This is a genomic window from Promicromonospora kroppenstedtii DSM 19349 (assembly GCF_000515355.1).
GTDB lineage: Bacteria > Actinomycetota > Actinomycetes > Actinomycetales > Cellulomonadaceae > Promicromonospora > Promicromonospora kroppenstedtii.
The window spans coordinates 9,480-22,227 of sequence record NZ_KI911762.1 but is presented as its reverse complement, the minus strand read 5'-3'; the positions used below and the strand labels follow the sequence as shown (position 1 = coordinate 22,227).

Here is a 12,748-nt window from a genome sequence, read left to right as displayed (position 1 = left end):
ACCCGGGCCACGGCCGGCCCGCCCGCCCGCTGGGCCCGGACGACGTCGTGGTGGTCGCCGCGTACAACGCGCAGGTCCACGCGGTGCGCCAGGCGCTCCGCGCTGCCGGTCTCGACGGCGTGCCCGTCGGCACGGTCGACATGTTCCAGGGGCGGGAGGCGCCCGTCGCGATCCTGACCCTCGCGGCCTCGGCACCCGAGAACGTCTCGCGGGGCATGGGGTTCCTGCTGTCGCGAAACCGCATCAACGTGGCGGTCTCACGCGCGCAGTGGCGAGCCGTGATCGTCTCGTCGCCCCGGCTCACCGACTACCTGCCCGGCGACCTGGAGGCCGACGGCGTGCGGCACCTCATGGAGCTCGGCGCGTTCCTGCGCCTCATCGGCTCCTGACGGGAGAGAACTCCGGCGAGACAGAACTCCGGCGCCCGCCAGAGCTCCATCTCGCCACGGTTCTGCTCGGCGCGAGGGGCTAGAACTCGCCGCCCCCGAAGTCGCCGCCGAAGTCGCCACCACCGTCGCCGCCACCGAACATGTCGCCGAAGAAGCCACCGCCGCCGTCCCCGGCATCCGCTCCGGCGTCGCCGCCCTCGGCGCCGGAAGCCTCCACGGGCTCGGCACCGGCCTCCTCGCCGCCCGACTCCTCGGCACCGGCCTCGCCGCCGCCCTCGTCACCGGCGAAGTCCTGGCCCGGATCGCCGAACGAGCTGCCGAACATCATGTCCGCCACGGCCGAGCCGATGACCATGCCGCCGATGGTGCCGAGCATGCTCGCGCCCAGCATCGAGCCGAAGCCCGGGCCGCGGCTCGCCCCGAAGTTACGCTCCAGCGTGCCGGGGTTGCGCATCTCGGCGCGGGTGGCCATGCGGGCCAGGTCGCGCGGGTCGTCCGACGTCGCGCGCTCGTTGGGCGGCACGGTCTCGCTGAGCTGGGCCAGGACCTGGTTGCGCTGCTCGGGCGTGAGCTGGGCGAACGCCTCCGCGTGCGCCTCCTCCACCCGGTCCGGCGGCGCGGTGCGCAGCAGGTACCTGTAGCGCTCGATCGCCACCTCGTCCTCGCTGCGGCCCGTGCTCGCCGCGGACCCGTAGACGGGGGCAGTGCCGTAGGCCGGGTTCTGGCCCGGTGCCTGCTGGTACTGCGGCCGCGGCGTGCCGCCACCCTGGTACATGCCGGGTGTCTGCTCGCGCGGCTCGCGGCCGAGCAGTCGGTCGAGGAAGCCCATTGATCTCAGTCCTTCGTGAGGTTCGGTCCTGACGGTCCACCCCGGTCAACGGCGCGCCGCCGCCCCGGGTTCCCGCACATCGTCCCTCCGTGCCACGAACAGGACATGACGAAGGCCCGGTCACCGAGGTGACCGGGCCTTCGTCATGTCAGCCGGGAGCGTCAGCCCTCGACCTTGCCCTCGATCGCACGGTCGAACACGAGCGTGTTGTCGTCGGCGTAGTTGTAGACACCGATGAACGCGGACGACGGGTCGTTGTCCTCGTTGATCGGGCCGATGCCGGAGACACCCTTGTAGTGGATGTCGTCGCCGGCCTCGAGCGCCGTGACGCCCTCCTCGAAGGTGGTCACCTCGGTGCCACCGTCCGCGCCGGACACGGAGCGGATCGCCGCGGCGATGTCGGTGCCGGAGGTCGACTCCGCCTTCACCGCGGCGAGCGCGGCGAGGATGACGGCGTCGTACGACTCAGCGGCGTAGGCGTAGTCGGTCAGCGGCGAGCCCTCGCTCTCCTCGTACCAGGCGCTCGCCTCGTCCTTGAACTCCTGCGCGGGGTCGGCGCCGGGGATGGTGCCGACGACGCCCTTGAGCGTCCCCGGGTCGAAGTCCTTGGAGTAGTCGGCGGTGTTGCCGTCGCACAGGTACGTGGTGCCGTCGAAGTCCCAGCCCTGGGAGACGAGCTCGGCCACGGCCGCCTTGGTCTCCTCGAACGCGAGGATGACGATGGCGTCCGGCTTGGCGGCCAGCGCGTCGGTCACGATGGACGAGAAGTTGGTCTCGCCCGGGGCGAACTCCTCGCCGGAGCCGGTGCCGCCGTAGACGGCCTCGGCACCGCCGGCCTCGATCGACTTCTGCACGTTGTCGCGCAGGCCGGTGCCGTAGGTCTCGTTCTGCACGAGGAAGGCGACCTTCTGGTGGCCACCGTCGAGCACGAGGGAGCCGAGCGCCGCACCCTGGACGGTGTCCGGCGGGGCGGTACGGGTGAACAGGTCGCTCACGCCGGAGAGCTCGGTGGCGGTGTTCGCGGGCGAGATCTGGAGGACCCCGGCCTCGGTGAACTGGTCGACCACGTTCTGCGAGACGGACGAGGACGCAGCGCCGATCGCGACCTGCACGCCCTTGCCGATGAGGTCGGTGGCCGTGTTGGTCGAGACGCTCATGTCGGTCGAGTCGCCGGAGTCACCGGACTCAAGGGTCACGTCGTTGCCGAGCACACCCCCGGCCGCGTTGATGTCGTCGATCGCAAGTCCGACGCCCGCGACCTCGGGCGGGCCGAGGTAGGCAAGAGAGCCGGTGATCGGGAGGATGGTGCCGACGACGAGCGGCTCGGCAGAGCCCTCGCCCTCTCCATCGCCAGAACCCGAGGTGGAGCAGGCCGCCAAGCCCACGCTGAGGACTGCCGCTAGCGCGAGCCCGCGCGCAGCCGTGGAACGTCGAATCATGTCTGCTGTTCCCCTTCAAGCGGGAGTGGATCTGACGGCGCACTTTGCTCCGTCGTGGTCGCTGAAAGTAGTCACCTTGTGTGACGCCTGTGTCACGAATCCCCCACCCCGGCCAAGATCGTTACGAGGACGTGACCCACATCACCCTAGACCCAAGGAAAGTTCATCCGGCCACCCACCAGACGCACCTCACGGAGATTGGTCGGGCTTTCCTGGGCCGAGCCAGGTACGCTTGCCATGTTGCAGTGCCTCGATCGTTCTTCCAAGAGATGACGACGACACCGTGATTACAGCGATCCCGAAGGCCGGGGTCGTCGCATCTTGCAAGGAGCAGTACATGGCATTCGGAACCGTCAAGTGGTTCAACGCCGAGAAGGGCTTCGGGTTCATCGCACCCGAGGACGGTGGGCAGGACGTGTTCGCCCACTTCAGCGCGATCCAGTCGAGCGGTTACCGCTCGCTCGAGGAGAACCAGCGCGTCGAGTTCGACGTGAAGCAGGGCCCCAAGGGCCTCCAGGCGGAGAACATCCGCCCGATCTGATCTCTGACAGCCGAGATGGCGGGCTTCTGAGCCTGCCCGGTTGTACGCCGAGGGCCCGGTCACCTTTCGAGGTGGCCGGGCCCTTGGCCTGTCCGGCGTCGGACGGCGGGAGAATGGGCCCGTGCAGCACTTCGCCTCCGACAACTACGCTCCCGTCCACCCCGAGGTCATGGCCGCCATCGCCGCGGCAAACGACGGCGCGGCCGTCTCGTACGGCGACGACCCCGTCTCGGCCCGCCTGCAGGACCGCGCCACCGAGGTGTTCGGCGAGCGCGCCCGCATCTTCCCGGTACTGAACGGCACGGGCGCGAACGTCGTCAGCCTCATGGCCTCGGCCCCGCGCTGGGGTGCGGTGATCGCCAGCGACGTCGCGCACATCCACACGGACGAGAACGGTGCGCCCGAACGCGTGGGCAGCCTCAAGGTGCTGGCCGTCCCGAGCGTCGCGGGCCGCATCGGGCCCGACGCCGTGGACCGGTACGCCGGCGACATCGGCAACGTGCAGCGCGCCCAGCCCGCGGTGCTGAGCCTCACGCAGGTGACGGAGCTCGGCACGGTCTACTCGGTGGCCGACCTCAAGCTCCTCGCGGACACCGCCCACGCGTCCGGCCTGCGCGTGCACGTGGACGGCTCGCGCCTCGCGAACGCGGCGGCGGCCCTCGGCGTCGGGCTGCGGGAGATCACCGCCGACGTGGGCGTCGACGTCGTGTCGCTCGGCGCGGCGAAGAACGGCGGCATGCTGGGCGAGGCCGTCGTCGTGCTCACCGACGACGACGCCGTCGGTTCCGGCGACCCTGCCGGGCTGACCGGCGCCGTGCCGTACCTGCGCAAGGCGACGATGCAGCTCGCCTCGAAGACTCGCTTCGTGTCGGCCCAGCTCCTGGCGCTGCTCGGCGAGCCGGGCATGCCGACGTCGGGGACGTCGTCCTCGGGCACGGTCGCCGCCGCCGACGGCGCGCCGCTCTGGCTGCGCAACGCGGCGCACTCCAACTCGATGGCGGCGCGCCTGCGCTACGGGATCGAGGCGGCGGGGCTGCTGGAGCCCGGGGCCGGGGTCCGCGTGACGTACCCGACCGAGGCGAACGTCGTGTTCGCGACCCTGCCGAGGGCCGCCGCCGACCGGGCGCGCGAGCACGCCCGGTTCTATGACTGGGCGCCGGGCGAGAGCGCCGACCGGGTCGAGGTGCGCTGGATGTGCGCCTGGGACACCACCGCCTCCGACGTCGACGACTTCGTGCGGGCGATCGCCGCCGCGCTCTGATCCGGCCCCGCCGCCGAGTCGATTGCACGCCGGGTCGGCGGCGGGGTGAGACTTGTGGTCATGATCCGTCTTCGCCCCGCGGGCCTGCTGGTCGCCACCGTTCTCACGGTCGCGACGCTGGCCGCGGGATGTTCCGCTCCGGCCGGTGAGCCCGGACCTACCTCCCTGCCCGGACCCGTGCAGTCGAGCGCACGGCCGAGCCCCTCGCCGAGCCCGTCCCCGTCCGGCGGGGGAACGCCGTCGCCCAGCGCGTCGCAGTCCGTGCCCAGCGCGACGCCGTCCGCCCCGCCCACGCAAGAGCCCCCGCCCGGCGAGCCGGACCTGTCGCTCGTGGCCGGCTGGTCGCTGGAGCAGAAGGTGGGTCAGGTCGTGATGGTCGGCCTGCCCGTCAAGGGTCCGTTCCAGCCGACGTTCGACATGCTGCGGGACCAGAAGATCGGCGGCGTCTTCCTGCACGGCCGTACCCAGGCCGGGCGCGGGCCGGTGAAGAACCTGGTGGATGCCGCCGTCGCCGCGGCGGACTCCCCGGTGCCCCTGTTCGTGGCCACCGATCAGGAGGGCGGCGCGGTGCAGGTGCTGCGCGGCAAGGGCTTCAGCGACATGCCGAGCGCGCTCGACCAGGCCACCCTGTCCGCGCCGGACCTGCGCGCCCGTTCGGAGGTCTGGGGGCAGGAGCTGGCCGCCGCGGGCGTGAACCTCAACCTCGCGCCCGTGCTGGACCTGGTGCCGCAGCAGAGCGCGACGTCGAACGCGCCCATCGGCGTGTTCGGGCGCAACTACGGGTACACCGAGCAGTCCGTGATCACGCACGGCAACGCGTTCGCGGAGGGCCAGCGGGACTCGGGCGTGCAGACGTCGATCAAGCACTTCCCGGGTCTGGGCCGGGTCACGGGGAACACCGACACCACGGCCGGCGTCACCGACACCGTGACCGGGCCCGACGACCCGTCGGTGTCGGTGTTCGACGCCGGCATCAAGGACGGCACCGGGCTGGTCATGATGTCGTCCGCCATCTACGCGCGGATCGACCCCGACGCGCCTGCGGTGTTCAGCCCCACCGTGGTGAGCCTGGTCCGCGAGCACGGGTTCGACGGCGTGATCATCACCGACGACCTGTCCGCCGCGGTGCAGGTGCAGGGCGTGCCCGCCGGCCAGAGGGCGGTCCGGGCCGTCGACGCCGGGGTGGACCTGGTGCTGGCGTCCGCCAAGCCGTCCGTCGCCCCGGCGATGGTGGACGCGCTGGTCCGGGCCGCGCGCAAGGACCCGGCGTTCGCCGCGAAGGTCGACGCCGCGGCGGCCCGGGTGGTCGCGGCCAAGTCAGGCCTCTGACCGACCACCGGTCGAGTTGCCCCACCTCGCTGGTCGAGCCCGTCGAGACCAGGTTTCGACAGGCTCGACCAGCGAGGTGGTGGGCTCGACCAGAGGTGGTGGCGACACCGCTCAGCGGTCGGCCAGGCCCAGCACGTCCAGGGTCCAGGCGTGCTCGAAGGCGATCTGCTCCCACGCCGAGTACCGGCCCGAGACCCCGCCGTGCCCCGCGGACATCTCGATCTTCAGCATCGCCGGCGCCCCGGCGGCCTGCAGCCGGGCGACCCACTTGGCGGGCTCGACGTACAGCACGCGGGTGTCGTTGAAGCTGGTCGTCGCCAGCACCTTCGGGTAGCGCGAGGCGTCGTCGGCCACGTTCTCGTACGGGGTGTACGAGCGCATGTACGCGTAGACCTCGGGGTCGTGCAGCGGGTCGCCCCACTCGTCCCACTCGGTCACCGTCAGGGGCAGCGTCGGGTCGAGCATCGAGGTCAGGGCGTCCACGAAGGGCACGCCCGCCTGCACGCCCGCGAACAGCTCGGGCGCCAGGTTGGTCGCCGCGCCGACCAGCAGCCCGCCGGCGCTGCCGCCGTCGGCCACCATGCGGTCGCTCGCCGTCCAGCCCGTGGCGACCAGGTGCCGGCCGCAGGCCACGAAGTCGGTGAACGTGTTGCGCTTGGCGCCCAGCTTGCCGTCGTCGTACCAGGCGCGGCCCATCTCGCCGCCGCCCCGCACGTGCGCGACGGCGAAGACGACGCCACGGTCGAGCAGGCTCAGGCGCGCCACCGAGAAGTACGGGTCGATCGAGTACTCGTAGGCGCCGTACCCGTACAGGAGCAGCGGCGCGGGCTCGGCGGGCGCGTCGGCCGCCCCGGTGGTCGAGCCGGTCCCGCTGGTCGAGCCTGTCGAGACCCCGAACCGCACCTTGTCCTTGCGCCAGACCAGCGAGATCGGCACACGCGTGCCGTCCTCGGCCACGGCCCACTCCCGGCGCTGGTCGTAGTCGTCGGCGTCGTAGCCGCCGAGCACCGGCTGCTGCTTGAGCAGGGTGCGCTCGCCGGAGGCGACGTCGTACAGGTAGAGCGAGGAGGGGGTGACGAACGAGGTGTAGCCCACCTTGAGGTTGGGCTGCTCCCACACGCCGACACCCGCGCCGACCGACTCCAGCGGCTGGCCGAACGAGATCTCCTGGAAGTCCCAGGTGACGGGCCCGCCGCCGGTCTCGACGGGCTCGTCCAGCGACAGCACGGCGGAGCGCGAGATCGCCTCGCGGCGGTAGTAGAGCACCAGGTAGCGCTCGCTGGCGCTCACCCCCTCCAGCCGCACCTCCGGATCGTGCGGCACGACGACGTCCGCGTCCTGCGGGGCCACCGTCTCGCCGGGCGCGGGAACCGGTGACGCGACCAGCTCGAAGTTCAGCGCGTCCTGGTTGTGCAGGATCAGCAGTACGTCCTCGGTCGCGCCCGGGGCCTCGACAGGCCCGACCTGCGACGGCGGCAGCACCGCGTGCTCCACCGAGTACTCCACGCCCTCGCGGCGGGGCCAGACCACGCGGAACTCGCCCGTGGGGTCGTCGGACTCCAGCAGCCACGACTCGCTCGTCACCTTGGAGCCCAGCTCGATCTGCAGGTACTTCTTGGAGCGGGACAGGCCCACGCCCACCCAGAACCGCTCGTCCGGCTCCTCGAACACCAGCGTGTCCTGAGATCCGGTCGCGCCGAGCTGGTGCCGCCACACCCGCCACGGCCGCCAGGCCTCGTCCACGGTCAGGTAGAAGATGTGCTCGCCGTCGGGGGTGAACATGGCGCCCGGCGCGGTGTCACGCACCTCGTCGGGGAGGTCCTCGCCGGTGGTCAGGTCGCGCACGCGGAGCGTGTAGCGCTCGTCCCCGGCGGTGTCGGTCGCGTACAGCAGCCGTGTGCCGTCGTCGGACACGTCGAGCGAGCCGAGGGCGAAGAAGTCGTGGCCCTCGGCCGCGGCGTTCTGGTCCAGCATGATCTGCTCGCCCGGGACGGGCTGCCCGGGCTCGAGCACGCGGGGCGTCCAGTCGTCCGGTCCTGCTGCCGGGTAGCGGGCGTGGATCGGGTACTGCTGGCCCTCGACCGTTCGGGCGTAGTACCACCAGTCGCCGTCGCGCGCGGGGACCGAGAGATCGGTCTCGAGGGTGCGCCCCTTGATCTCGTCGAACAGGGTCTGCCGCAGCGGCGCGAGGTGTTCCTGGCGGGCCAGGGTCCAGGCGTTCTGCGCCTCAAGGTGTGCGACGACCTCGGGGTTCTCCTTCTCGCGGAGCCACTCGTAGTCGTCGACGAAGGTGTCGCCGTGGAAGGTGCGCTCGCGAGGGCGGCGCTCGGTGCTGGGCGGTCCGGACGGCGGGAGCACCCGCACGGAACCGGTCGGTCGATCGGCCGCGGAGGCGGCCGCTGGGGGAGTCTGGGCGTCGTCGGACACCGCGTCAGCCTAACCGCGTGGACCGCCGGACGAAGGGGTGTTCCACGCCCTCCCGGTGCCCGGATCGTTGGCACTCCGTGACCGGGGTGTGACCCACGGGTGTAACGAGTGACACATCGCACGGCTACACTTCCGGCACGCTGATGCCATCAGTTTGATGCAGGCCTGGTTAAGCAGGACTGAATCATGTTGGTATCGAGTGGAACCGAGACCTCGCAGCACCACACACCAGAACCGACGGAGGACCCGGCAGATGACAGCCGACCGACCGAACCTCGCGACGGGCGCGCGGAGGCTGCTGGCCACGCTAGCGGCCGTGGCCATCCCAGCCGTGATCGCCGCGGCGCCCGCGGTGGCCGCCGCCGCGCCCGCCGACTGCACGCCCGACGACTCGACCGCATGTGTCGTCGCGATCGTCCTGGACGAGGACAGCAACCCTGTCCCCGACGTGGGCGTGACCATCTCGGGCGCGGGGTTCGAGCAAGACGTGACCACCACCCAGGAGGGGCCTGTGTCCGTGGAGGTGCCGGAGGTCGGCATCTACACGCTCACCCTCGACGAGGAGACCGTCCCCGACGGCCTCTTCCCGAACGCCACCGAGCAGCAGGTCACCGCGCAGACCGGTAGCTCGGCGCGCGCCGCGTTCCGGCTGGGCACCACACCCCCGGAGAGCGCGGAACCGACCGACGGCGCCACCACGGCGCCGGGCGCCGGCGAGACCGGCGGTACCGAGCCCACGGACGCGGCGTCCGGCCCGGCCGCCGGTGACGAGGGCCTCGGCGGAGCCGGAACTGCCGCCACCGGCGGCGGCGGGCCCTCGCTCCAGCAGATCTGGCAGCAGTTCGGCTCAGGCATACGCTTCGGCCTCCTGCTCGCCCTGGCCTCGGTGGGCATCAGCCTCATCTACGGCACGACCGGCCTGTCGAGCTTCTCGCACGGCGAGCAGGTGACCCTCGGCGCCATGTTCGGCTTCATCGGCATCAACTGGCTCCACCTGCCGGTCTGGCTCACGGTGATCCTGGTGATCGTGGCGTGCGCCGCCACCGGCTGGGCGCAGGACGCCGCGATCTGGGCGCCGCTGCGCAGACGCGGCACCCCGGTGACGCAGATGATGATCGTGACCATCGGTCTCTCGCTCGCGCTGCAGTACGCCATCCAGATGGTCATCGGCGGCCGGTCGCACCGCGTGCTGCCGCAGAACCCGAAGCCGCTGGAGATCGCGGGCATCACGCTCAGCACCGCCTCCTGGCTCTCGATGCTGGTCGCGGTCGTGGTGATCTTCTTCATCGCCTGGTTCCTGACCCGGACCCGTATCGGCCGCGCCACCCGCGCCGTCTCGGACAACACGGCGCTCGCCGCGGCCACCGGCATCAACCCGGACCGCATCATCCGCATCGTGTGGATCATGTCGACGGGCTTCGCCGGCCTGGCAGGCATGCTGCTGGCCATCTCGTTCGGCTCGTTCAACTGGTCGCTCGGCATGCTGCTGCTGCTCCTGATGTTCGCCGCCGTCACCCTCGGTGGCCTGGGCACCGCCTACGGCGCCCTGCTCGGCTCCCTCGTGATCGGCCTCGTCGTCGAGATGTCCACCCTCATCCCCGGAATGCCGAGCGACCTGCGCTACGCCTCGGCACTCGTGATCCTCATCCTCGTGCTGCTGTTCAGGCCGCAGGGCCTGCTCGGCCGCGCCGAGCGGATCGGCTGAAAGGAGAACCATCATGGAACTGAGCCGCATCCTCACCCAGGCGCTCGCCGAGCTCATCGCTCCGACCACCGCCGCCATCGCGCTCGCCGCGATCGGCCTCAACCTGCACTTCGGGTTCACCGGCCTCCTCAACATGGGGCAGGCAGGCTTCATGCTGCTGGGCGCCTACGGCTTCGGCATCGCCACCATCTCCGGCGCGCCGTTCTGGCTGGCCCTGCTCATCTCGCTCGCCGCGGGCGCACTGTTCGCGCTCATCCTCGGCGCACCGACACTCCAGCTCCGCGGTGACTATCTCGCGATCGTGACGATCTCGGCCGCGGAGATCATCCGAATGCTCGGCCGCGCCACGGTGTTCCAGGAATACACGGGTGGCGCGGCGGGCCTGACGGGTGGCTCCTTCAAGTCGACGTTCCAGGAGCTGTCGTTCCTGCCCGCACCGCCCGAGCGCGGTGCGTTCGGCCCGCTGGAGTACGTGTTCACCGGGTCCGACTCGTGGTGGACCCGCCTGTTCGCCTGGGCCGTGGTGCTCATCGCGGTCGTGTTCGTCTGGCTGCTGACCCGCAGCCCCTGGGGCCGCGTGCTCAAGGGCATCCGCGAGGACGAGGACGCCGTCCGTGCACTGGGCAAGAACGTCTTCTCCTACAAGATGCAGGCGCTGGTGCTCGGTGGCATGTGCGGTTCGCTCGCGGGCATGCTGTACGTGCTGCCCCGGTCGGTCGCACCTGACGCCATGGGGCGCTCGCTGACCTTCTTCGCGTGGACCGTCCTGCTGCTCGGTGGCGCCGCCACCTTGTTCGGCCCGGTGCTGGGGTCCATGCTCTTTTATGCGGTCTACATGTTGCTCCGCGCGGGCATGCGCGAGGGCCTGGAGGGCGTCGTGTCGGCCACGATGGTCGAGCAGATCGGTGGTCTGCTCGTCGGCGTGACCCTGATGCTGCTGGTCATCTTCCGCCCACAAGGAATCCTGGGGAACAAGAAGGAGCTCGCCTTCGATGCCCGATGAGACGACGGAGAACAAGGTGACAGAGGTGTCCGACGTGCCGGAGGCGACCGACGTGCCCGAGAGCACCGTCGAGGCGCTCGACGCCGTCGAGCGCTCCGAGACCGAGGCCGCCAAGGCGGCGGAGCACGTCCTGGCCGCGGTCGAGCCCACGGTCGGCGTGAGCAAGCCCGACCCGATCCTGGTCGTCGACGACGTGCAGCGCCGGTTCGGTGGCATGACCGCCGTCGACGTGCAGCACCTCGAGGTCCAGCGCGGCGTGATCACGGCGCTCATCGGCCCGAACGGCGCCGGCAAGACGACGTTCTTCAACCTGCTGACGGGGTTCGACAAGCCCAACCAGGGCTCGTGGGCCTTCGAGGGCAGGCCGCTGGGCGGGGTCAGTGCCGCCAAGGTGGCTCGCAACGGCATGGTCCGCACGTTCCAGCTCACCAAGGCGCTCTCGCGCCTGACGGTGCTGCAGAACATGCTGCTCGCCGCCATGGGCAACCCGGGCGAGAACCTGTTCGGCTCCCTGGTCAAGCCCCTGTGGGCGGGCACGGAGAAGAAGAACACCGAGAAGGCGCTCGAGATCCTGGCGCGGTTCAAGCTCGACGCCAAGAAGGACGACTTCGCGGGCTCGCTGTCCGGCGGTCAGCGCAAGCTCCTGGAGATGGCGCGGGCCCTGATGACGGACCCGACCATGATCATGCTCGACGAGCCCATGGCCGGCGTGAACCCGGCCCTGGTCCAGTCGCTGCTGCACCACATCCAGGCCCTGCGCGACGACGGCATGACCGTCCTGTTCGTGGAGCACGACATGCACGCCGTGCGGCACATCTCCGACTGGGTCGTGGTGATGGCCGAGGGCAAGATCGTGGCCGAGGGACCGCCGAAGTCCGTCATGCAGGACCAGGCCGTCGTCGACGCCTACCTCGGCGCGCACCACGACACCGACCTCGGGGACGACTCGCTGCTCGACCCCGCAGTGCTGGCCCGGCTCGAGGCCGAGGAGGAGAAGCGATGACCGACGCGGCCAAGACCGAGAAGCGGGAGATCCTGCTCAAGGCGACCGACATCGTCGCGGGCTACCTGCCCGGCGTGAACATCCTGAACGGGTGCAACCTCGAGGTCGCCAAGGGCGAGCTCGTGGGCATCATCGGCCCCAACGGCGCCGGCAAGTCGACGCTGCTGAAGTCCCTGTTCGGCCTGGTGCACGTGCGCTCCGGCAACGTGACCCTGGGCGGCGAGAACATCACGAACCAGAAGGCGAACACCCTCGTGTCACAGGGCGTGGGGTTCGTGCCGCAGAACAACAACGTGTTCCCCTCGCTCACCGTCGAGGAGAACATGCGGATGGGCGTGTACCTGCGGCCCAAGGCGTTCGCGGAGCGGTTCGAGTTCATCACCGACCTGTTCCCCACCCTCGGGGAGCGGCGCGCGCAGCGTGCGGGCGCCATGTCGGGTGGTGAGCGGCAGATGGTCGCCATGGCCCGCGCCCTGATGATGAACCCGTCGGTGCTGCTGCTCGACGAGCCGTCGGCCGGCCTGTCGCCGGTGCGGCAGGACGAGACGTTCCTGCGCACCCGGATGATCAACAAGGCGGGCGTGTCCGTGGTCATGGTCGAGCAGAACGCCCGGCGCTGCCTGCAGATCTGCGACCGCGGCTACGTGCTCGACCAGGGCAAGGACGCGTACACGGGGACGGGCAAGGAGCTCCAGTCCGACCCGAAGGTGATCTCGCTGTACCTGGGCACCCTGGCGGAGGACGTCGACAAGGCGTCCTGACCCGGGAACGCAAGAAGCCCCTGAGGTGTCGGGCGTGCAGGTCACTCCAGTGACCTGCACG

11 protein-coding genes are annotated in these 12,748 nt (G+C 70.8%); 8 read left to right on the top strand and 3 right to left on the bottom strand.

All coding sequences use genetic code 11. From position 1 onward, the window contains the following. A partial coding sequence (locus PROKR_RS28955; RefSeq protein WP_036971017.1) for a C-terminal helicase domain-containing protein occupies positions 1–389 on the top strand: 389 nt, incomplete at its 5' end. 79 nt (positions 390–468) lie between these two features. Here the strand turns inward: PROKR_RS28955 and PROKR_RS28950 are convergent. Beyond that, a complete protein-coding gene (locus tag PROKR_RS28950) occupies positions 469–1,218 on the bottom strand; it encodes a hypothetical protein (RefSeq protein WP_036971014.1) in 750 nt (249 codons plus the stop codon). A 161-nt stretch (positions 1,219–1,379) separates the two neighbouring features. Further along, positions 1,380–2,657: an ABC transporter substrate-binding protein gene (locus PROKR_RS28945; RefSeq protein WP_036971012.1), complete on the bottom strand. Its 1,278-nt coding sequence runs from the start codon at positions 2,655–2,657 to the stop codon at positions 1,380–1,382. A 337-nt stretch (positions 2,658–2,994) separates the two neighbouring features. On the opposite strand from PROKR_RS28945, the gene PROKR_RS28940 reads away from it, so the two are divergent. The 3 genes from PROKR_RS28940 to PROKR_RS28930 all read left to right on the top strand — a co-directional run bounded on the left by PROKR_RS28940 (position 2,995) and on the right by PROKR_RS28930 (position 5,788). Further along, entirely contained in the window at positions 2,995–3,198 is a 204-nt protein-coding gene (locus PROKR_RS28940; RefSeq protein WP_036971009.1) for a cold-shock protein, read from the top strand. A gap of 121 nt (positions 3,199–3,319) precedes the next feature. Then, positions 3,320–4,459: a threonine aldolase family protein gene (locus PROKR_RS28935; RefSeq protein ID WP_036971006.1), complete on the top strand. Its 1,140-nt coding sequence runs from the start codon at positions 3,320–3,322 to the stop codon at positions 4,457–4,459. A gap of 60 nt (positions 4,460–4,519) precedes the next feature. Further along, positions 4,520–5,788, top strand: coding sequence for a glycoside hydrolase family 3 N-terminal domain-containing protein (locus PROKR_RS28930; RefSeq protein ID WP_051433487.1), 1,269 nt, complete (start codon positions 4,520–4,522; stop codon positions 5,786–5,788). 111 nt (positions 5,789–5,899) lie between these two features. Here PROKR_RS28930 and PROKR_RS28925 read toward each other — a convergent pair whose 3' ends face one another. Beyond that, positions 5,900–8,152, bottom strand: a complete 2,253-nt coding sequence (locus tag PROKR_RS28925; RefSeq protein ID WP_036971004.1) for a S9 family peptidase — start codon at positions 8,150–8,152, stop codon at positions 5,900–5,902. A 379-nt stretch (positions 8,153–8,531) separates the two neighbouring features. Between PROKR_RS28925 and PROKR_RS28920 the strand changes: the two genes are divergently transcribed. The 4 genes from PROKR_RS28920 to PROKR_RS28905 are packed head-to-tail and all read left to right on the top strand — an operon-like array spanning position 8,532 to position 12,687. After that, positions 8,532–9,920 carry an ABC transporter permease subunit gene (locus PROKR_RS28920; protein ID WP_245606015.1) on the top strand — a complete coding sequence of 463 codons (1,389 nt, stop codon included), beginning with the start codon at positions 8,532–8,534 and terminating at the stop codon, positions 9,918–9,920. A gap of 13 nt (positions 9,921–9,933) precedes the next feature. Continuing rightward, positions 9,934–10,923: a branched-chain amino acid ABC transporter permease gene (locus PROKR_RS28915; RefSeq protein ID WP_020017418.1), complete on the top strand. Its 990-nt coding sequence runs from the start codon at positions 9,934–9,936 to the stop codon at positions 10,921–10,923. After that, complete coding sequence (locus tag PROKR_RS28910) at positions 10,913–11,926, top strand: ABC transporter ATP-binding protein (protein ID WP_036970998.1); 1,014 nt, start codon at positions 10,913–10,915, stop codon at positions 11,924–11,926. The genes PROKR_RS28915 and PROKR_RS28910 overlap by 11 nt, the downstream gene beginning before the upstream one ends. Continuing rightward, positions 11,923–12,687: an ABC transporter ATP-binding protein gene (locus tag PROKR_RS28905; RefSeq protein ID WP_036970995.1), complete on the top strand. Its 765-nt coding sequence runs from the start codon at positions 11,923–11,925 to the stop codon at positions 12,685–12,687. Before PROKR_RS28910 ends, PROKR_RS28905 begins: the two co-directional genes overlap by 4 nt. Positions 12,688–12,748: the final 61 nt, after the last annotated feature.